This window comes from Lysinibacillus capsici, assembly GCF_020217405.1.
Lineage (GTDB): Bacteria > Bacillota > Bacilli > Bacillales_A > Planococcaceae > Lysinibacillus > Lysinibacillus capsici.
The window spans coordinates 3,466,977-3,488,767 of sequence record NZ_CP084108.1 but is presented as its reverse complement, the minus strand read 5'-3'; the positions used below and the strand labels follow the sequence as shown (position 1 = coordinate 3,488,767).

21 protein-coding genes are annotated in these 21,791 nt (G+C 37.5%); 20 read left to right on the top strand and 1 reads right to left on the bottom strand.

The annotated features are described in order from the left end of the window. Positions 1–29: 29 nt before the first annotated feature. On the top strand, positions 30–419 hold the full coding sequence (locus LCP48_RS17185; RefSeq protein ID WP_004226232.1) for an FxsA family protein: 390 nt from the start codon (positions 30–32) through the stop codon (positions 417–419). Here the strand turns inward: LCP48_RS17185 and LCP48_RS17180 are convergent. Beyond that, positions 403–1,368, bottom strand: a complete 966-nt coding sequence (locus LCP48_RS17180; RefSeq protein ID WP_192807135.1) for an AI-2E family transporter — start codon at positions 1,366–1,368, stop codon at positions 403–405. The genes LCP48_RS17185 and LCP48_RS17180 overlap by 17 nt on opposite strands. Positions 1,369–1,618: 250 nt before the next feature. On the opposite strand from LCP48_RS17180, the gene citZ reads away from it, so the two are divergent. From citZ to dnaI, 19 genes are all read left to right on the top strand, one after another. Then, a complete protein-coding gene (gene citZ, locus LCP48_RS17175; RefSeq protein WP_004226238.1) occupies positions 1,619–2,734 on the top strand; it encodes a citrate synthase in 1,116 nt (371 codons plus the stop codon). Between the two features lie 79 nt (positions 2,735–2,813). Continuing rightward, the gene (gene icd, locus LCP48_RS17170) at positions 2,814–4,076 is read left to right on the top strand and encodes an NADP-dependent isocitrate dehydrogenase (RefSeq protein ID WP_004226242.1); all 1,263 of its coding nucleotides are present in this window, start codon (positions 2,814–2,816) and stop codon (positions 4,074–4,076) included. Positions 4,077–4,254: 178 nt separating this feature from the next. Beyond that, positions 4,255–5,193 carry a malate dehydrogenase gene (mdh, locus tag LCP48_RS17165; protein ID WP_004226243.1) on the top strand — a complete coding sequence of 313 codons (939 nt, stop codon included), beginning with the start codon at positions 4,255–4,257 and terminating at the stop codon, positions 5,191–5,193. A gap of 158 nt (positions 5,194–5,351) precedes the next feature. Beyond that, positions 5,352–5,792 (top strand): MaoC/PaaZ C-terminal domain-containing protein, encoded by a 441-nt coding sequence (locus LCP48_RS17160; protein ID WP_004226245.1) that lies wholly within the window; start codon positions 5,352–5,354, stop codon positions 5,790–5,792. 52 nt (positions 5,793–5,844) lie between these two features. Then, on the top strand, positions 5,845–6,561 hold the full coding sequence (locus LCP48_RS17155) for a response regulator transcription factor (RefSeq protein WP_004226247.1): 717 nt from the start codon (positions 5,845–5,847) through the stop codon (positions 6,559–6,561). Continuing rightward, positions 6,558–8,093 (top strand): two-component system histidine kinase PnpS, encoded by a 1,536-nt coding sequence (pnpS, locus tag LCP48_RS17150; RefSeq protein WP_004226249.1) that lies wholly within the window; start codon positions 6,558–6,560, stop codon positions 8,091–8,093. The genes LCP48_RS17155 and pnpS overlap by 4 nt, the downstream gene beginning before the upstream one ends. A 350-nt stretch (positions 8,094–8,443) precedes the next feature. After that, the gene (locus LCP48_RS17145) at positions 8,444–8,812 is read left to right on the top strand and encodes a CidA/LrgA family holin-like protein (protein ID WP_004226251.1); all 369 of its coding nucleotides are present in this window, start codon (positions 8,444–8,446) and stop codon (positions 8,810–8,812) included. Continuing rightward, positions 8,809–9,522 carry an LrgB family protein gene (locus LCP48_RS17140; protein ID WP_004226253.1) on the top strand — a complete coding sequence of 238 codons (714 nt, stop codon included), beginning with the start codon at positions 8,809–8,811 and terminating at the stop codon, positions 9,520–9,522. Before LCP48_RS17145 ends, LCP48_RS17140 begins: the two co-directional genes overlap by 4 nt. Positions 9,523–9,673: 151 nt before the next feature. Then, positions 9,674–10,636, top strand: coding sequence for an FtsH protease activity modulator HflK (gene hflK / locus LCP48_RS17135; RefSeq protein WP_004226256.1), 963 nt, complete (start codon positions 9,674–9,676; stop codon positions 10,634–10,636). Continuing rightward, positions 10,636–11,646, top strand: coding sequence for a protease modulator HflC (hflC, locus tag LCP48_RS17130; protein ID WP_004226258.1), 1,011 nt, complete (start codon positions 10,636–10,638; stop codon positions 11,644–11,646). The genes hflK and hflC overlap by 1 nt, the downstream gene beginning before the upstream one ends. Positions 11,647–11,831: 185 nt before the next feature. Next, on the top strand, positions 11,832–12,248 hold the full coding sequence (locus tag LCP48_RS17125) for a hypothetical protein (RefSeq protein WP_004226260.1): 417 nt from the start codon (positions 11,832–11,834) through the stop codon (positions 12,246–12,248). A 264-nt stretch (positions 12,249–12,512) separates the two neighbouring features. Beyond that, positions 12,513–12,896, top strand: a complete 384-nt coding sequence (locus LCP48_RS17120) for a hypothetical protein (RefSeq protein ID WP_004226262.1) — start codon at positions 12,513–12,515, stop codon at positions 12,894–12,896. A 214-nt stretch (positions 12,897–13,110) separates the two neighbouring features. Beyond that, entirely contained in the window at positions 13,111–15,738 is a 2,628-nt protein-coding gene (gene polA, locus LCP48_RS17115) for a DNA polymerase I (RefSeq protein WP_009371387.1), read from the top strand. Between the two features lie 12 nt (positions 15,739–15,750). Next, positions 15,751–16,623, top strand: coding sequence for a bifunctional DNA-formamidopyrimidine glycosylase/DNA-(apurinic or apyrimidinic site) lyase (gene mutM / locus LCP48_RS17110; RefSeq protein ID WP_004226269.1), 873 nt, complete (start codon positions 15,751–15,753; stop codon positions 16,621–16,623). A 13-nt stretch (positions 16,624–16,636) separates the two neighbouring features. Beyond that, the gene (coaE, locus tag LCP48_RS17105; protein WP_004226271.1) at positions 16,637–17,230 is read left to right on the top strand and encodes a dephospho-CoA kinase; all 594 of its coding nucleotides are present in this window, start codon (positions 16,637–16,639) and stop codon (positions 17,228–17,230) included. A gap of 206 nt (positions 17,231–17,436) precedes the next feature. Further along, entirely contained in the window at positions 17,437–18,459 is a 1,023-nt protein-coding gene (locus tag LCP48_RS17100) for a glyceraldehyde-3-phosphate dehydrogenase (RefSeq protein ID WP_004226274.1), read from the top strand. 187 nt (positions 18,460–18,646) lie between these two features. Then, positions 18,647–19,117 (top strand): transcriptional regulator NrdR, encoded by a 471-nt coding sequence (nrdR, locus tag LCP48_RS17095; RefSeq protein WP_004226277.1) that lies wholly within the window; start codon positions 18,647–18,649, stop codon positions 19,115–19,117. A gap of 16 nt (positions 19,118–19,133) precedes the next feature. Beyond that, positions 19,134–20,498, top strand: a complete 1,365-nt coding sequence (locus tag LCP48_RS17090; RefSeq protein WP_036219198.1) for a replication initiation and membrane attachment family protein — start codon at positions 19,134–19,136, stop codon at positions 20,496–20,498. A 51-nt stretch (positions 20,499–20,549) separates the two neighbouring features. Then, a complete protein-coding gene (gene dnaI, locus LCP48_RS17085) occupies positions 20,550–21,455 on the top strand; it encodes a primosomal protein DnaI (protein ID WP_232735597.1) in 906 nt (301 codons plus the stop codon). Positions 21,456–21,791 lie beyond the last annotated feature (336 nt).

The following is a 21,791-nucleotide window of genomic DNA, read 5'->3' as shown; positions in this document are numbered from 1 at the left end:
ATAGCTTTTCAAGTAGAAAGGAGAAAAATATGCGAAAAATTTTTCTTGGTTTCATTATCTACACATTAGCCGAATTGACGTTATTAATAGTCATTGGACAAAATATTGGTGTTTTAAGTACATTATTGCTCATTATTGCTACGAGTGTGATTGGGATTTATGTCATGAAAAATAAAGGTATGAACTCTGTTCAAAATGTGAAAAATACATTGGCACGCGGAGAAGCGCCAGGAGCTGCATTAGTGGATACTTTCTTAACTTTTGGTGGTGGTTTGCTTTTAGCATTACCTGGATTTTTAACAGATGTCCTAGGCTTATTCCTACTCATGCCATTTTCTCGAAAAATGTTCCAACCCATTGTCTATTACTGGATGCGTAAAAAAATGAAAAATGGTCAATTCATCATCGTTCAAAGATAGAGTTTTCTTTTAGTTTTACAGCTAGAAATAAAAAGATAGGGCTCAGTAATATACCATAAAAGCCAAATAATAGAATAGAGGCAGCGCTGATAAAGAATGTATGGAAAGTGCGAAGCTGAAGCGTATTGGACCAAAGCATCGAATCGGCTAGCTGCCTTGTTAATTGTACAAATAAATAGAGTAGTAAAATGGCCACACATAAAAAGGTATTGCCATTGAAATAAAAATAAATGCTCATTGGCACAAGAAAAACCCCGATACCGAAAAACGGTAGTACATCTGCAAATGCTACAATAAATGCTTTAATAATGGCTTGTTCAAATTGAAGGATCATAAAGCCAGCACAAAGAATGAGTAGGGTAATCGTAAATAATTGAAACTCCACAAATAAGAAATAATGAAAAAGTTGCATGATTTTTGCAAAATGAGATTGCCATTCTTGACGATATTTTTTAGGCACATATTGAAAGAACCAATAGCGTGATTTACGTGTTTCTAGTAGCGCAAAGTAATAAGCAACCAAAAAGATGAAAACCTCAATGACATGCTTCATTAATAATTGGAAAAGATCTGCTGTATATACGATGATGGAATCGAAAATGGACAGTGATTTTTCTTTTAAAACTTGTACAAATATGGATTCATATTCACTGAAAAGCGGGAAATTTTGTAATGTCTCTCGAATTTCTGGGAAAATGACGATAATACTGTTAATAGATATGACAACAAGTAGAAAAATACAGGTTAATATTAAAACCTCCACAATAATTGCTGCAATCCAATACGCAATCCTACAATATCTGTGTAAAAAATTTATGATAGGATACGTTGAAAATGATAAAAAAATTGCGAGTGACACAGGTAATACAAACCAAAGTATGACTAAATAAAAAATAAATAGCAAAACACTCGTAGTTCTTTCGTATGAAAAATACTTTAAATTCCTCATTTTTACAAATTCACCCCAAACCAATTGATAAATTAATGTCAAAATATACAAAAAAATCTCTTTAGGGCAATTATATAGTCGTTCGGACGTCTTTTTCTTTATTCGGAGGATTTTCATTCACAAAGCTGTCAAAAATGATTATAATAGCAATGTAAGCGATTTACTTAATGGTTCATATGAGCAAAATTCGTAAATGCAACATAAAAAACGCATTTGCAACAAAAAAATAAGTATGAGGGAGCGATAATTTATGTCAGCAACTAAAGGTTTAGAAGGTATCGTAGCAGCGGAATCTAAAATCAGTTCAATTATCGATGACACACTTACATATGTTGGTTACAACATTGATGATTTAGCAGAAAATGCGTCATTCGAAGAGGTAATTTACCTGTTATGGCATACTCGTTTACCAAAAGAGGACGAGCTAGCTGAACTAAAACAACAATTGGCAGACAACATGTCAATTCCGCAAGCGATTGTCGACCAATTTAAAACATACCCACTTTCAACTGTACATCCAATGGCTGCGTTGCGTACTGCAGTATCTTTACTTGGTGTATTCGATGAAGAAGCGGATGTTATGGATCCAGAAGCAAACTACCGTAAAGCAATTCGTCTACAAGCTAAAATTGCTACAGTAGTAACTGCATTTGCACGTGTTCGTAAAGGTTTAGAGCCAGTTGCGCCAAAACCAGAATTAGGATATGCGGCAAACTTCTTATACATGCTAAAAGGTGAAGAGCCAGAAGCTATTGAAATTGAAGCATTTGACAAAGCATTAGTGTTACACGCTGACCATGAATTAAATGCATCTACATTTACAGCACGTGTATGTGTAGCTACATTATCTGACGTTTATTCAGGTGTAACTGCGGCAATCGGCGCTTTAAAAGGACCACTTCATGGTGGAGCAAATGAGCAAGTTATGAAGATGTTAACTGAAATCGGCTCTCTTGAAAATGTTGAATCTTATATTCAAAATAAATTAGACAACAAAGAAAAAATCATGGGCTTCGGTCACCGTGTATATCGTAAAGGCGACCCTCGTGCTCCGCATTTACGCGTAATGTCTAAAAAATTAACTGAGCTAACTGGTAAACCAGAGCTTTACGAAATGTCAGTTAAAATCCATGACATGATCGTAGAACAAAAGAAATTACCTGCAAACGTAGATTTCTTCTCTGCGTCAGTGTATGATTCTTTAGGTATTGATCATGACCTGTTCACACCAATTTTCGCAGTATCACGTACTTCAGGTTGGGTGGCACATATCCTTGAGCAATATGCTAATAACCGCCTAATCCGTCCACGTGCTGAGTATGTTGGACCAGGCATGCAAAAATATGTTCCAATCAGCGAGCGCTAATTTGGAAAATATGCTAGAATGTTTGGGACTGTGTTATCACTAACACAGTCCTATGATTATGAATTTAGGAGGCAACAGAATGTCAAACAAAATTGTAGTTGAAAATGGCGTACTTAATGTACCAAACAATCCAGTAATTCCTTTTATCGAAGGTGATGGAATTGGTCCAGATATCTGGGCTGCAGCATCACGCGTAATCGACGCAGCAGTAGAAAAAGCTTACAACGGTGAAAAGAAAATTGAATGGTTAGAAGTTTTAGCTGGTGAAAAAGCATTTAACCAAACTGGTGAATGGTTACCACAAGAAACTTTAGACAAAATTAACGAATACTTAATTGCAATCAAAGGTCCTCTTACTACTCCAATCGGTGGTGGTATCCGCTCTCTAAACGTAGCATTACGTCAACAACTTGACTTATATGTATGCTTACGCCCAGTACGTCACTTTGATGGAGTGCCTTCTCCAGTTAAACGCCCAGAAGACGTTGATATGGTTATCTTCCGCGAGAACACAGAAGACATCTACGCTGGTATTGAATTCGAATCTGGTTCAGAACAAGCTCAAAAAATCATCAACTTCCTACAATCTGAATTTGGTGTAAATCAAATCCGCTTCCCAGAAACTTCTGGTATCGGTGTTAAACCTGTATCTAAAGAAGGTACTGAGCGTTTAGTACGTTCTGCTATCGAATACGCAATTAAACATAAACGCCCATCTGTTACTTTAGTTCATAAAGGTAACATCATGAAATTCACTGAAGGTGGATTCAAAAAATGGGGTTACGAATTAGCAGAAAAAGAATTTGCTGATCAAACTTTCACTTGGAACCAATACGATGCAATCAAAGAAGAGCAAGGTGAAGAAGCAGCAAACAAAGCTCAATCTGATGCTTTAGCAGCTGGCAAAATCTTAGTGAAAGATTCTATCGCTGATATCTTCTTACAACAAATCTTAACTCGTCCAACTGAGTTCGATGTAGTAGCTACAATGAACTTAAATGGTGACTATATTTCTGATGCTTTAGCTGCACAAGTTGGTGGTATCGGTATCGCTCCAGGAGCTAACATTAACTATGTTACTGGCCATGCGATCTTCGAAGCTACTCACGGTACAGCTCCAAAATATGCTGGTTTAGATAAAGTAAACCCATCTTCAGTATTACTTTCAGGTGTATTAATGCTTGAGCACTTAGGATGGCAAGAAGCTGCTGACATGATCACTCAATCTGTTGAGAAAACAATTTCTTCTAAAGTTGTTACTTATGACTTCGCACGTTTAATGGACGGCGCTACAGAAGTGAAATGTTCAGAATTCGCTAATGAGTTAATCAAAAACCTATAATTTTCTATTCTACAATAGAATTTATCGCTAAAGCGGATGCTTTTTTCTGCCGATATAATTAGGGTGACAGTAAATTTTAATTGAATATTTACGATAAACTTGTTTAACTGAGGGAGTGAGATGGATGTCTCCTCCCTCTTTTAAAATATATAACCTAATTTTAAAGGAGCGTATTCAAATGTCTCTGAAACGAAAAAAAATCTCAGTTATCGGTGGCGGTTTTACAGGCGCTACTGCAGCATTTTTAGCAGCTCAGAAAGAACTTGGTGACGTCGTATTAGTGGATATTCCACAAGCAGAAAACCCGACAAAGGGTAAGGCGCTAGATATGTGGGAGGCAGCACCAATACAAGGGTTTGACTCTTATGTGCAAGGTACTTCCAATTATGCAGATACGGCGAATTCTGACGTAGTGATCATTACCGCTGGTGTTGCACGTAAACCAGGTATGAGCCGTGATGACCTTGTTCAAATCAATCAGAGTGTTATGAAAACTGTTTCAAAAGAGATTGCTACGCATTCACCAAATGCTACAATCCTTGTACTGACAAACCCAGTTGATGCCATGACATACACAGTATACAAAGAAACTGGCTTCCCTAAAAACCGTGTTATTGGTCAATCGGGTGTTCTTGATACGGCCCGTTTCTGTGCATTTGTGGCAGAAGAACTTAAGATTTCAGTGAAAGATATTACTGGTTTTGTATTAGGTGGTCATGGTGACACAATGGTACCGTTAACACGTTATTCATTTGCTGGTGGTATTCCGTTAGAAACACTTATTTCTGCTGAACGTTTAGAAGAAATTGTTGACCGAACGCGTAATGGTGGAGCAGAAATTGTCAACTTACTTGGTAACGGCTCTGCCTATTATGCGCCTGCTGCGGCACTAATAGAGATGGCTGAAGCTATTGTAAAAGATCAAAAACGTATTTTACCATCTATTGCTTATTTAGAAGGCGAGTACGGCTATCATGATTTATACTTAGGTGTTCCAACATTACTTGGCGAAAACGGTATTGAAAAAATCTTTGAGCTAGAATTAACTGACAAAGAAAAAGCAGCTTTAGATCAATCGGCAGAAGCAGTTCGTAATGTGATGAAAATTTTAGTGTAAAATATCAGTCTAAATCTTAAAACGAGTAGGGAATGTTCCTGCTCGTTTTTTTATGTTTCCAGGGTCGAGAAAGGTAAGAATCTTCTGCTTTTTATTGTACTTTTAGCATAAAATTGATACTATGAAGGTAGTATGATAGAAAAGGGGTTGGCGTATCTTTGCTTCAAAAAAATAGTAAACTTGGTCTCACAATCGATGAAATTACAGTTGGCGAAAAAATCCATATCACTGAAAAAATTGAAGATAGGGATTTATTGCTTTATTTAGGGCTGACAAACGATAGTAATCCGCTTTATATTCAACATGATTATGCGGCTATGACACCTTTTCAAAAGCCAATTGTGCCGACAATTATGTTAAATGGTATTATTACATCAGCTGTGTCAAAGTATATTCCGGGACCAGGTGCACGAATTATTGAGCAACATTTAAAATATTTAGGACCTCTCTATCATTATGAATTGTTCGATACGCTATTAGAGGTTACAGCAATCAATAAATATGACAATACCATCACTGTATCTGTACACTCATATAATGAGCAGAAGCAGCTTGTAATTGAAGGTTTATTGCTTGTGACTCCACCACTTGCGCTATAGACGTCTTGAGATTTGAAATGGGGGTTTCAAATCACGAACGGAGGCATTAGACATGACAAAAACGATTTTAGTAATTGAAGATGAATTTTCGATTGCAACATTATTGAAATATAATTTAGAACAGGCAGGCTATGTAGTGGAAACTGCTGCTGATGGTCAGGAAGGGCTTGAAAAAGCAATCGACTTACAGCCAAATTTAATTCTTTTAGATTTGATGCTTCCAAAACTAGATGGCATGGAGGTCTGTAAACAAATACGACAGCAACGTATGAATACGCCAATTATTATGCTAACTGCTAAGGATGACGAATTTGATAAAGTTCTTGGTCTTGAGTTGGGAGCAGATGACTACATGACAAAGCCTTTTAGTCCTCGTGAAGTTTTAGCGCGTGTCAAGGCTGTATTAAGACGTTTCACGCAAAACGTTGTGGCAGATGATAAGGATGTTGCGCAGGAAAAAATGTATGAGTTTGGACAACTGCGCGTGTACCCAGAGCGATTTGAAGTATTTTTACAGGATGAGGCACTGGAATTTACGCCAAAAGAGTTTGAGCTACTCATCTATTTACTTGAAAATAAAAATCGTGTATTAACACGTGATCAGCTATTAAGTGCTGTATGGAAATATGATTTTGCTGGCGATACTCGAATTGTGGATGTACACATTAGCCACCTTCGCGATAAAATTGAAGAAAATAGCCGTAAGCCGATGTTTATTAAAACAATTAGAGGCCTTGGTTATAAATTTGAGGAGCCGAAAACGACATGAAATCGATGAGCAACCGCTTATTCTTGACATTCATGCTTTTACTTGGAACGATACTAGCTGTCCTAATGATTGTTATAGGTCAGCTTTTTCCTGTTTATATCAAGCAATATAACGAGCAAGCAACCACTGAGATAAGGACATCAATGGACCAAGTAATCGATGAACGCAAAATGGATTTAACGAAGGAAGATCAGGAAGCCTTGTACGCAGCTCAGGCTATGGAACGAGACGAATCCTTATTGAACTATGTGCGTGCTCGCCTTTATGGAGTACTGGCTATTCTCTTTACCATCACGTTGATATTAATAGGAATTATAAGTCGTTATATGATACGTAACTTTACTGCACCGATTGATAATGTGACAGACACTGCCCTTGAGCTTGCAAAGGGTAACTATCGTGCGCGTGCTCAAGAAAATGAACATGAACGGATGATCCCACTGAGTCATTCTATAAACATATTGGCACGGAATTTGCAAGATATTACAACGATACGTGAAGTAGAGGAAGAAAGACTGAAAACCTTAATTGAAAATATGGGGAGCTCCCTTATGATGATTGGTCGTGAGGGAAATATTTCGATTGTAAATCGAGTATTTCTAGAGCGCTTTGGAATGCAGCTTGATGATGTCCAAGGAAAGGTTTTTCGTACAATAGGCTTACCTAAATCATTAGAACAATTTATCGATCATGTCTTTCTGACAGAAATGCCTTATCGACAACAAATTAAAATGGAAGTACAGCAAGAGCTTTATAACAAAGAAGTTTATGGGGCACCAGTCATCGGAGATCATGGACGATGGCTAGGCGTTGTTATCGTTATGCATGATATCACGGAACTAGTTCGATTAGAACAAATTCGGAAAGACTTTGTTGCGAATGTATCACATGAATTACGCACACCTATTACATCTATTAAAGGCTTTTCAGAAACTTTATTGGATGGGGCCTATAAAGACGAAAAAATGCTGATTTCCTTTTTGGAGATTATATATAAAGAAAGTAATCGACTTCAAATGCTGATTCAAGATTTACTAGAGCTCTCAAAGATTGAGCAGCATGGTTTTACTGTCAATATTATGCCAATGGGCCTACAGGATGTTCTAATTCGTGGAGCAGAATTGACAGCTCCACGATTGGATGAAAAAAATATGAGCTTCCAGGTGGATATCGAACGAGATGTCCAGGTTATGGGGGATGCCAATCGTATCATTCAGATCGTGACGAATTTAATTACCAATGCGATTACATATTCTCCTGAAAACACGACTGTTTCTATTCGATTAAAGGAAAATGAAACACATGGCATTATCGAAATAGAGGATCAAGGGATTGGCATTGAAAAACATGAAATCGCCCGCGTTTTTGAAAGATTTTATCGAGTGGATCGAGCGAGAAGTCGTAATTCTGGTGGAACAGGCTTAGGGTTAGCGATTGTTAAGCATTTAGTAGAGGCGCATCATGGCCGAATTCAAGTAGAGAGTGAAGTCGGCATAGGAACTAAAATGATTGTCATGATTCCGAAAAATTAACAAATCCTTTACATGAACAACACGTTACATTCATATTTGGGCACTATACTTATCTCTAGAAACCCCCAATATGATTGTTAAGACGATGACCATAAAAATCTAATAGAAGATTTTTAACTGCTTTATATTCGCCCAGAAAGAATTTAGTGTTTTTTAAACACTAGGTTCTTTTTCTGTTTTACAGGGAACGTAAATAGGTGTAAAGTATAGTAGCATAAAGTTTAACAACCATCTTATCCGCGATTGTCTGTTAGACGAACGCTTTGACAGTCAGTGAATCAACCTTCTTATCATTCGAATCGTGTTTTCCTGACTGTTGAGGCAGAGAAAAAAATGAGAGAAGGATGACCATGAAAATCGTCAAAAGTATCGTGCAAATCGGCTATCTTTATATCCTATTATTAATTGGAAATACTATTGCACGCCTACTTCATTTGCCGATTCCAGGGAGTATAATAGGACTTGTCCTATTATTTTTGCTGTTACAGTTTCATATAATCAAGCTTGAATGGATTGAATTAGGAGCAGCCGTACTATTAAGTGAACTCTTATTATTCTTTATTCCATCTGCCATCGGTGTTATTGATTATCATGCCTTATTCGGTGTGCAAGGAATGAAGGTTGTGCTGGTCATTGTTGCGAGTGCTATTGTGGTAATGTTTGTAACGGGGTATACAGCACAATGGCTTGAGCAGCGAAAGAAGGGTGATGCGGTATGACTTTATTAATCGCCATTGTCAGTTTACTAGGGACAGTTGCTATTTTTTATATTTGTAAAATGTTTTATAAGAAATATAAAAAAGAATGGCTGACACCTATGCTGATTACACCTTTAGTCATTATAGGTATTTTACTATTGACAGGAATTTCTTATAAATCCTACAATTCTGGAGCTAGTGTCTTAACAAATTTGCTAGGACCAGCAACCGTTGCGTTTGCCGTTCCTATATATAAAAATGTCAACCTATTAAAAAAACACGCATTTGAAATTTTCATCAGCATTGCTGTTGGTTCTGCGGTTGCTATTGTGTCATCCTTTATGATGGCTCTATTGGTGGGCTTAAATGATGAGTTGGTGCATAGTTTAGTGCCACGTTCTGTAACAACTCCTATTGCGATGGATATTTCTAATATGATTGGTGGTTCTCCTACCCTTACAGCTGTTTTCGTTATGACGACTGGTATTTTAGGGAGCTTGTTAGCGCCAATCGTTATCAAAGTATGTCGTTTTCACAGACCTTCATCTAGAGGATTAATGCTTGGTATGGGTGCTCATGGAACGGGTACATCAAAAGCATTTGAATTTGGAGAGTTAGAAGGCACATTTGCTAGTCTAGCGATGATCGTTGCTGCATTAATTAGTATTGTATTATCCACAACCATTTTCCCAGTATTTGAACATCTGGTTATCAATATCCTGTTGCCATAAAAGGTAACAGGATTTTTTTTGCAATAATAAGCTTTTGTTAAGCATGAGATACAGAGGTTTCTCTCCTTTACAAGCATTATATGAAAATATTTTGAAACTTTTTATAAAGCTTCACCGTAAACAATAGTACTAAGCAAAAGGAGGAACAGACATGAGTGTGAAAAGGACACTAATGATTGTTGGACTTGGAATATTTGGAATTATTGCACTTATTACAGTTTTTACTTCATGGTACACGGTAGATGAATCAGAGCAAGCTGTGGTTATTACATTTGGTCGTGCCGATGATACAGTAACAAATCCAGGTCTTCATTTTAAATTACCTTGGCCCGTCCAATCCGTAGAAATTTTGTCAAAAGAAACATTTAGTCTGCAATTTGGTTATAAGCAAAATAAAGCAGGTGAGTTAGAGGCATACGACGCCGAAACAAAAATGATTACAGGGGATGAAAATATTGTCTTAACAGACCTTGTTGTTCAATGGAAAATTACAGAGCCTAATAAGTTTTTATTTAATTCGCAAGATCCAGAAAGAATATTACATAGCGCGACATCGAGTGCCATTCGTTCTATCATCGGAAGCTCTTCTATTGATGCAGCGTTAACGGAAGGTAAAGCTGACATCGAAGCAAATACTCGCCAATTATTAGTTTCTCTTATTGAAAAATACGATATTGGAATAAGCGTTTTAGGTGTGAAATTGCAAGATGTAGAATTGCCAAATAAAGATGTGCGTGCAGCATTCACTGCTGTAACAGATGCACGTGAAATGAAAAATACAAAAATAAATGAAGCTGAAAAATATGAAAACCAACGCATTAATGAGGCTCAGGGTGAACGCGATGCTATTATGTCCAAGGCTAAAGGTACTAAAACAGCCCGTATCGAGCAAGCTCAAGGAGATGTAGCCGTCTTTAATAAAATGTATGAACAATACAAGGGAAATCAGCAAATTACAAGAGAGCGATTAATATTAGAGACGCTTGAAAATGTCTTACCAAAAGCCCAAATTTACATTATGAATGATGATGGTAGTACGATGAAGTATTTACCACTTCAGCAACTACAGCCTCAACAGACACAAACAGAGAAAAAAGAGGGGAGCGGTAACTAATGGACCAAAAAAATAAGGATCTAGAAAAATTCCTCAATTTCTTATCTGGCAAAAGTAAAAAAGCTGCTCCTTCAGAAGGTGATTCGGGAGACAATGTAGTGAAAATGTCGAAGAAAGGACCGAATAATCCTAAAAAATATATCTCTCTAGCTGTAACCTTAACGGTCATATTCGCTCTAGTGATTACTTTATTAGCGAATATTTATATAGTTAAAGAATCAGAGTATGCAGTTGTTCGGCAGTTTGGAGAGGTTGTTAAGTTTGAGCGTGAACCAGGTTTAAATATGAAAATTCCTTTTATTCAAAGTGTCACGAAGTTACCAAAAAACCAAATGACATATGAGATTTCGGAAGAAGAGATTAATACAAAGGATAAAAAACGAATTATTATTGATAATTATGCTGTATGGCGTATTACAGACCCTAAGTTATTAATTTCGAATGCTGGTACGATAGAAAAAGTTGAATCACGTATGGAAGAGTTCATTTATTCTGTTATTCGCTCTGAACTTGGCCGAATTAACTATACTGAGATTATAAATGATGAGGATTCTTCGCGAGGCAGCATCAACGATCAAGTAACTGAACGTGTTAATGAACTTCTTTCCAACGATAACTACGGTATTGAAGTAGTAGATGTACGTATTCGTCGCATTGATTTACCAACTGAAAATGAACAATCCGTTTTTACGAATATGATTTCAGATCGTGAATCAATTGCACAAAAGTATCTTTCAGAGGGAGATGCACAGAAACGTCGTATTGAGGCACAAACGGATCAACAAGTACAAGAAATGCTTGCTAAAGCAAGTAAAGAAGCTGCTTTAATTCAAGCTGAAGGAGAAGCAGAGGCTGCAAAGATTTACAATAAATCTTTCTCACAAGATCCTGAATTTTATTCTTTATACCGCACACTAGAATCCTATAAGAAAACGGTTGGTGAAGATACGGTTATTATCTTGCCAGCTACTTCACCATATGCCAACATCTTGTCTGGTTATATAAAATAAACGCAGTTTATAGTCGTCTCTGTCTTGAAGGAGACGACTTTTTTGTTGCACTAGAATTATAACTATCCGTGAAATCAAATTATTATAGTATGAAAATAATAGAAATTTATAAGTTTGTATTCCCCAATCAACTATAATTTGATAGAATGATAATGTTTAAAAAAGAATAGTTGGGGGTAAGGGCTTTGAAATTACAAATTAGCAAATGGCTCCAAAATTTAGGAATTGCTTGTAGTATAGCTTCGATATTAACACTTATCTTCCGTCTATCCGATTTTTCTTGGGTGACGAAGAGTGTTTATCATATACCAGTATTTTTTGTTTTTATCTTTTTAGTCAGTATCATTATTGCAGATGATGTAAGAAACCTTTTTAAGAAGTTATTTTGGTATGAAAAAAGAAAGGTCAAGCGTCCTATTTGGCAGGTTGGAATTGGCTTAATCTTCTTTTTAGCACAAATTAGTACAGTAATGGTATTTAATCAAGAGCTAACACATCTACAATTAGGCGGCATGCCGTTATTCCTTGTGATTGCTTTTATGAATGCATTTATACTAACTGTCATCTATGAAGAAGTTTTTTATCGTACTTCAAATCAATAACAACTATTAGGAACTTTCATTCGCAGGAGACTTGTCCTTGAATGAAAGTTTTTGCTTTTTATGCCTTGTTAACACGTAAATTATTAACATTTGTCAGTATTGCCCTTATTTAATCGGTAGGGCAGTCAAAATATTGGAAATAGTCAATGACTAAACTTGATAGGCGGATACAAACATACCATATTGAAAATTATTTTTTAACCTAGTTTTAACCTTTAGTATGTATGATAAGCAAAGATTCATTTCAATAGGAGGAGGTTCAAGATGAAGAAGGTATTGTTTGGAAGTGCTTTAGCAGTGGGATTATTATTTAGTGGGGCAGGGCAATCCTCTGCTAATAGCCAAATTCAACCAATTGATATTCAAGGCATGGATCTAGAATCGGCATTACAGGCAGTTCAATCGCAGCGAGCACAGCTGTTAGAAAATCAGATTAAGGATCAACTAGAAGGTGTTCAACAACGAAATCAGCAGCTAGCTGATTTGAATGCACAGCAAGGTCAAATGGATTTAAGTAATTCTCAGCAAATGGATATGCTCCGTTTACAAAGCATGAATAGTAAACGGAATGAGGCTTTTGATTTAATGACTAATTTTGTGAAAAAAATGCAGGATAGTCGTTCGTCTATTATAGGTAATATGCGTTAAGGATGTTAAAATATTTTAAGCAAGTCAACCGCTGTGCGCGCGGTTGGCTTTTTTGAATGAAATAGGAATGCTAAAGTAGCGGATAGAGCCTTAAAAGTGGTCGATAAACCATTAAAAATAATGGATAACCTTGAGGATGGACGCCTGCTTTTTTTACTTGAAATGTATTGTTATGATAAAGTAGAAGTAGAAGACAACGCAGGAGGATAAAATCATGACCAAGGAAAAATTACTATTATTGGACGGTAATAGTTTAGCGTATCGCGCGTTTTTTGCGTTGCCATTGCTAACAAATGATAGTGGCATTCATACTAATGCTGTATACGGCTTTACAACAATGCTACAAAGAATATTAGAGGAAGAACAGCCAACGAAAATATTGGTTGCTTTTGATGCGGGGAAAACAACATTCCGCCATGAAACCTTTACAGAATATAAAGGAGGACGTCAAAAGACACCACCAGAATTATCAGAGCAATTTCCATATTTACGAAAGCTCATTGATGCGTATGGCATTAAGCGATATGAGCAGGAATTATATGAAGCAGATGATATTATCGGAACGCTTGCAAAAGAGGCTTCATCGCAGGATATGGATGTTATCATCGTTTCTGGAGACCGTGATTTAACACAGCTGGCGACAGAGCAAGTAACCGTTTATATAACGAAAAAGGGTATTACGGAAATAGAGAAAAATACACCAGCTTTTATTGCGGAAAAGTACGGGTTAACGCCGCTCCAAATTATTGATATGAAAGGCTTGATGGGGGATTCCTCCGATAATATTCCTGGTGTACCAGGCGTCGGGGAAAAAACGGCTGTAAAATTATTAAAAGAGCATGGCTCCGTTGAAGCACTTTATGAAGCAATGGATACGTTGAAAGCTTCTAAAATGAAGGAAAAGCTTGTAGCTAATGAAGAGCAGGCCATCATGAGTAAGAAGCTGGCAACGATTTATACGGATGCTCCAATCACCATTTCACTGGCTGATCTTGCCTATAATGGGCCAAAAGAAGATGAATTAATCAATGTGTGGCGTGAGCTTGGCTTTAAATCGCTGCTTGATAAAAGTGACTTTACAGTGCAGGAAAAAGAGCAAGCTCCTTTCGATTATGACCTTGTTCAGGAAGTTCGACCTGAGGATTTACAAGATGTGATGGCTGTGCATGTAGAGCTTGAAAACGAGCACTATCATACTTGTCAGCAGCTAGGAATTGCATTATCAGATGGCATAAAGACGCAATATATTCCATTTGATAATGCAGCAAAATCAGATACTCTCCGTCGTTGGCTAGAAGATGCCACAAAAATAAAATATATGTCCGATTCTAAGGCAGCTCAAGCATCATTAAAGCGAGCTGGGATTCAATTAGCTGGTGTTGACTTTGATTTGCTACTTGCCTCTTATATTAATAATCCAGCATTAAGTGGCGATGATATCGCAACACTTGCAAGGGAATTAGGCTACTATGATGTCCAAGCAGATGAAGCGGTTTATGGAAAAGGTGCTAAGCGTGCAATTCCTGATTTGGATCAACTTGCACAGCATGTTAGCCGTAAAGCTTTTGCAGTATGGTCATTACAGCCGAAACTGGAAGCCTTATTAAAGGACAATGAACAATTCGATCTTTATAAAAACCTAGAGCTACCATTAGCAGGGATTTTAGGTGAAATGGAAAGTGAAGGGATTACGGTTAACCGTGCTACGTTAGAGAAAATGGGGCAAGAGCTTAATGATAAGCTTGTGGTAATTGAGCAAGAAATTTATGCAGAAGCTGGAGAAACCTTTAATATTAATTCGCCAAAACAATTAGGTGTGATTCTATTCGATAAGCTAGGGCTACCTGTGATTAAAAAGACGAAGACAGGCTATTCAACTGCTGCAGATGTCCTAGAAAAATTACAGTCAGAGCATGCTATCATCGAACATATTCTGTTGTATCGCCAACTTGGAAAATTACAATCCACATATATTGAAGGCTTACTAAAGGAGATTCATGAATCAGATAGTAAAGTGCATACACGCTTCCAGCAAGCTTTAACTGCAACAGGGCGTTTAAGCTCAACAGACCCGAATTTACAAAACATCCCAATTCGTTTAGAGGAGGGCCGCAAAATTCGTCAAGCCTTTGTACCTTCAAAAGAGGATTGGATATTATTTTCTGCTGACTATTCGCAAATTGAATTACGCGTTCTTGCGCATATGTCAGAAGATCAAAACCTTGTTGAGGCTTTCCGTGAAGGAATGGACGTTCATACACGTACAGCTATGGATGTATTTCATGTGTCAGAAGATGAGGTTGATAGTAATATGCGTCGCGCAGCGAAAGCTGTTAACTTTGGCATAGTTTACGGTATTAGTGATTATGGTCTATCACAAAACTTAGATATTACGCGTAAGGAAGCGGCTAATTTTATTGAAAAGTATTTCGCGAGTTTCCCTGGTGTAAAACAGTACATGGATGACATTGTACAAAATGCGAAATTTAATGGTTATGTTACAACAATATTAAATAGACGCCGTTATTTACCGGACATTACAAGCTCAAATTTTAATTTAAGAAGCTTTGCTGAGCGTACGGCGATGAATACGCCAATTCAAGGTAGTGCAGCTGATATCATTAAAAAGGCAATGATTGATATGGATGCTCGATTGAAAAAAGAAAAGATGCAGGCAAAACTGCTGCTTCAAGTGCATGATGAGCTGATCTTTGAGGCACCAAAGGAAGAGATTGCCTTACTAGAAAAAATTGTACCAGAAGTCATGGAAAACGCTATTGAGCTTGCTGTACCGCTTAAAGTAGATTTTAATCATGGCTCAACATGGTACGAGGCAAAATAAGGAGGGATTCAAATGCCTGAATTACCAGAGGTAGAGGGTGTCGTCCAGGCATTGAAGCCAACAGTTGAAGGACGTACCATTCAACAGGTTAAGCTTTCTGAACGAGTGCATTTCTCTTTTAGTGAGGGTAAACAATGTATTGTCAAACAAGCAGAGCCTGATGCTTTTGAAAGTACTTTGTCCCAGATGACCATTACCAGAATTGAACGAAGAGCCAAATATATTTTCTTTCATTTGCTGAAGGATGATGTTCCATACGTACTTGTTAGTCACTTAGGTATGACAGGTGCTTGGTTTGTTGTGAATTCACCCGAAGAAATCAATGAGGCGAAATTTCAAAAGCATATCCATGCGACATTTGAAATGGCAGATGGGGGATACTTGATTTATTCAGATATTCGCCGCTTCGGTGAACTACGTTTTCTGACAACAATTGAAGAACATGCGCCATTGACAAAAATGGCACCAGAGCCATTTGATGAGCATGCATGTGATTTTTTTATAACAAAATCTAAGCTACCGAAATATGAAAATAAAGCCGTAAAAGAAGTAATTATGGATGGGCAAGTCATTTCGGGTTGTGGCAATATTTATGCAACAGAGGCATTGTTTGCTCAGAAAATTCACCCTGCACGCAAAATGAGCCGCCTTAGTGAAAAGCGGAAGCGAGCATTATTTGAGGAGATTGTTGCTGTCCTACGTCAAAGCATTGAAGCGGGTGGTTCAACTATTTCTGATTATCGGAATATTAATGGGGAAGCCGGGAGTATGCAGAATCGATTAAAAATGTATGGTAAAAAGGTATGTCCAGCATGTGAAACGGCTACAAGTCAAATGACAATTGGAGGGCGTACCTCTGTCTATTGCCCAAATTGTCAACATTAAAGGGGATTTAGCAATGATTATCGGACTTACAGGAAGTATTGCAAGTGGAAAAAGTACAGTAGCTAAAATGATGAGCAAACTGGGTTTACCGATTGTTGATGCAGATGTTGTAGCACGAGATGTCGTAGAACCTGGAACAGAGACATTAGCATTGATTGCTGAAAGCTTCGGACAAGTTATCTTGCTTGAGGACGGCAATTTAAATCGAACTATGCTGGGAGATATCATATTCCATGAGCCTGCAAAACGCAAAACGTTAAATGATATCATGCATCCAGCAATCAGAAAAGAAATGTTACGTCAGCGTGATGCCTATTTAGAAGCAGGACATGAACATGTTGTGATGGACATTCCTTTGTTATTTGAGAGTAAGCTTCAACATTTTGTGGAACGTATCATTGTGGTATCGGTCAGTGAAGAAGTTCAGCTTCGACGTCTAATGGAACGAAATAATTTATCTAAAGAAGATGCCTTGGCACGTATGCACTCTCAACTGCCGATGTCTGTCAAAGAAAAGGGTGCACATGCGGTTATTTATAATAATGAAAATATAGAAAGTACTGAAGAACAATTAAAAAAAATCCTGCATTATTGGGATGTTATTTAATGCGTTCTTTTATGATGCGTAGCAAGGCACCTTGCTACGCATTTTTTTATGGGGAAACGCCATAATAAAGAATAAATTTTTCAGAAAATAAGAACTTTTATATTCTCAATATATAATGTTCATCTTTTTTAAAATTGTGTTATACTAATCACCATAAAGTATATAATTAATTAATCTGAGTATGTACTCACAGGAGGATATTATAAATGACAGTATCAATTGCTATTAATGGTTTCGGGCGTATCGGACGTATGGTTTTCCGCCAGGCTATCGTACAACAAGATTTAAACATCGTTGCGATTAACGCAAGCTATCCTGCAGAAACGTTAGCACATTTGATTAAGTATGACACAAATCACGGAACTTTTGAAGGTACGGTAGAACCAGCAGGCGATGCTTTAGTTGTAAATGGTAAACGTGTTCAAATTATTAGTGAACGTGATCCATTAAAATTACCTTGGTCTACAATGGGTGTAGATATCGTGATTGAAGCTACAGGAAAATTTAATGAACGTGATAAAGCAGCCATGCACTTAGCAGCTGGCGCGAAAAAAGTAATCTTAACAGCACCAGGTAAAAACGAGGATGTAACAATTGTTTTAGGTGTAAATGATGACAAATTGGATATTGCGAAACATGATGTTATTTCAAATGCTTCTTGTACAACAAACTGCTTAGCGCCAGTAGCAAAAGTATTGAATGACACATTTGGTATTGAGAATGGTTTAATGACAACAGTTCATGCTTATACAAATGACCAAAAGAACTTAGACAATCCGCATAAAGATTTACGTCGGGCACGTGGATGCGCCCAATCCATTATCCCGACATCTACAGGTGCAGCGAAAGCATTAAAATTAGTTTTACCTGAATTAGAAGGTAAAATTCATGGTATGGCACTTCGTGTTCCTACACCAAACGTATCTTTAGTTGACCTTGTAGTAGATTTAAATACGGATGTAACAGTTGATGCAGTCAATGCAGCATTTGTAAAAGCGGCAACAGAAGGTCCAATGAAGGGGATCCTTAATTTCTCTGTTGAGCCATTAGTATCTTCTGATTACAATACAACAACTTATTCTTCAACAGTTGATGGGCTTTCTACAATGGTGTTAGGCAACCGCAAAGTAAAAGTACTTGCTTGGTATGATAACGAGTGGGGCTACTCTGCACGCGTTGTTGACCTTGTGAAAAAAGTGGCAAATGCTTTAGAAACGGTAAACGCGTAATAATTTCTATAGAGAGCACATTGAAATCGATAAGGTTTCAATGTGCTCTTTTTTTACAGAAACTGATCTTGTACTTCAGGTGCTTTAGATTTATCATGAGACCACAAACGTGAATGCACTTTTCTTACATGTAGGAAATTTGTTATAATAGATATATTAAATTGTTGTAAACCAGGAGAGTAATTATATGAGATGTCCATCTTGCCAATTTAACGGAACGCGTGTTGTGGATTCGAGGCCAGTAGATGATAATAAAGAAATACGTAGACGTCGTGAATGTGAGTCATGTGGCTTCCGTTTTACAACGTTTGAAAAAATTGAAGAGACGCCATTAGTCGTTGTGAAAAAGGAAGGTTCACGAGAAGAGTTTAGCCGTGAGAAGGTACTTCGTGGGCTTATTCGTGCTTGTGAAAAACGTCCAGTGGCACTTGATGTGCTGGAGGAACTTGTTCTGTCCATTGAAAAAGATCTTCGTCGTATTGGGAATTCGGAAGTACGCTCAGAAGATGTTGGCGAAATGGTCATGGACCGCTTAGCCAAAATTGATGAGGTTGCCTATGTGCGTTTTGCGTCGGTCTACCGTCAGTTTAAAGATATCAATGTCTTTATTGAGGAAATAAAGGACATTATTCAACGTCAAACGGAGAAGAAATCATAGCAAACAGAGAGGATGAATGACGTTGATTCATTTATATAAGGAATTGCAGCCTGGCGATCCTTTCGACATTTGTCTACCTCATGCATTTTCTACACAAGAGCGTCAATTAGTTACATTATTTTATCAACCATTAACGGGATCAGAGCCAGTTAGCCTCTATTTAACATTGTGGGCAGAAGCAGAGCAAATGCCAAAGCAGCAAATGACACATTATTATTTAATGAATGTGCTAGGGCTACCAATTGGTAAAGTGTTTGAGGCTCGTATTGCATTAGAAGCTATTGGTTTGCTGCGTACATGGAAAAAAGAAAATGCTGGTGAGCGTAGTTTTTTATATGAGCTACAGCGCCCATTAGATGCTGATAGCTTTATGAAAGACCCGCTGCTGTCGATGTTTTTGTTTAGTAAGATTGGAGAGCAGGCTTATCGCAACTTACGTCAGCGCTTTATGTCACCTGTAAAGGACTCGGCGTTTAAGGATGTATCTCGTGCTTTTATTGATGTCTATAAGCCTGTTCATGCCAATATTCCATCAGATTTACAAGTGGATACGAGTCATAAGGATAAACAGCAAAAAGTATATCCTTTTTATTTGGAGCAATTCGATTTTGATTTATTGCAAGCGGGTTTGTCTGAGCAATTGGTACCTTCCAATTTATTGACATTTGAAGTGCGTGAAGCTATAGCCAAGTTGGCATTTTTATATCATTTAACAGCTCTTGATATGCAAAAAGTAGTCATACTTGCTTTAGATGACGATTTAGGAATTTCTCAAGAACGTTTACGAAAGGCTGCTGCTGATTTTTATAAATTAACCGTATCCAAGGAGCCGCCAAAACTTGCGCGTGTCACCGAGCCTTTACCAGTAGCAGAAGCGGGACAAAAAACCAAGGATCAGGAGCTTCAACACTATTTAGAAACAACGGCACCTGTCCAAGTTTTAAGAGATATAAATAATGGTAAAGAACCATTACAAACCTCTGTCCAGCTTGCAGAAAATTTAATTGTTCAACATGGCATGCCAATTGGAGTGGTCAATGCATTGTTAGAATACGTTATGCTAACAACAGATATGAAGCTCCCTAAAAAATATGTGGAAACGATTGCCGATCATTGGGTACGAAAAAATGTCCAAACAGCTAAGGAAGCAATGGAACTTGCACGCCAAGAGCATGATAAATATACAGCCTGGAAAAACAAGCCACAAACGTCCAATAAAACGAGTCAACAGACTAAGGGACGTTCAAGATATCAACGTGAAGAAAAAGTGCCTGAATGGTTCTATAAACGAAATGAAAATCAAGAGGAATCTACCTCTAGTACTATAGATTTTGAAAAAGAGCGACAAAAAATATTAGAGATGCTAGGAAAAAGCGAATAGTAAAGAAGGTGAGCAGTAATCGAACCTATAAATGGACCACTAAAGCGAGCAATTAATGTACCCTCGTTTCAAGAACGCTATGAAGCCATGCGACGTGAAATTTTAGAGCATCCGCATGTGCAGGAATTTTTAGCACAGCATGCAGATGAATTAAGCTATGACAATGTTGAGCGAAATTTACCTAAACTGCATGAGTTTATTAGTCAATCTACTGAGTGCTGTGGGTGTGATAATACAGAACATTGTACAAACTATTTAAAAGGATTCCTCCCTACATTAAGAGTTGTTCGTAATTCTATTGAAATGGATTATGTGCGCTGTGAGCAAAAGATTAGGGAAGAAGAACGTCGAGATGTTGCGAATATGATTGCAAGTATGCATATGCCAAAAGATGTGCTACAAGCAACAATTCATGATTTAAGTATTGATGATGAATCACGTGTAGCGATTGCACAAAAAGCAGCTCAATTTGTTAAAATAACAAAAGAAACGGGTCAATTACCTGCAAAAGGATTTTACCTATATGGTAAGTTTGGTGTAGGGAAATCCTTTGTACTTGGTGCATTGGCCAATGAATTAGCATCTATTAAAATCCGCTCTGTGGTAGTTTTCGTTCCAGAGTTTTTACGAGAAATGAAAAATGCCATTGGTGATAATACATTGAATGAGAAAATTGATTATATTAAAAAGGCTCCTGTTTTAATGCTAGATGATTTAGGTGCGGAGACGATGACTGCTTGGACACGTGATGAAATTTTGGGGACTATTTTCCATTATCGGATGGCAGAGCAACTGCCAACTTTTATTACGTCTAATTTTAACTATGAAGAATTAGAGCATCACTTAGCACAGTCACAAAAAGGTGATATTGAGGTTGTCAAAGCAGGAAGAATTATGGAGCGTATTAAAGCCCTAACAGTGCCGATCGAAATGCGAGGCAAAAATCGTCGGATGTAACATTGATAGTTGCATTTTTCGACAATCGAGCGTATACTGACTCATATACTTAATATCAATATGCATTGATGAGGACATGAATTTTGTGTATCAGCTTTTAGAGAGGGAAGTCATTGGCTGAAAACTTCCTAGTATGGGCACATTATTTACTACCTACTGAGCAGCGAAAGGGATAATCTTTCGCCGGTCCCTAGCCCGTTAGCTAGCCTTGAGCTTCGTCTGACTTTATGTAAGTCGGAAGGAAGAAGGGTGGAACCACGAGCATACGCTTCGTCCCTTTTGTGAGGGATGGAGCTTTTTTTATTTTTCTCAGATTTCATTGAAATAGTGGTGGCT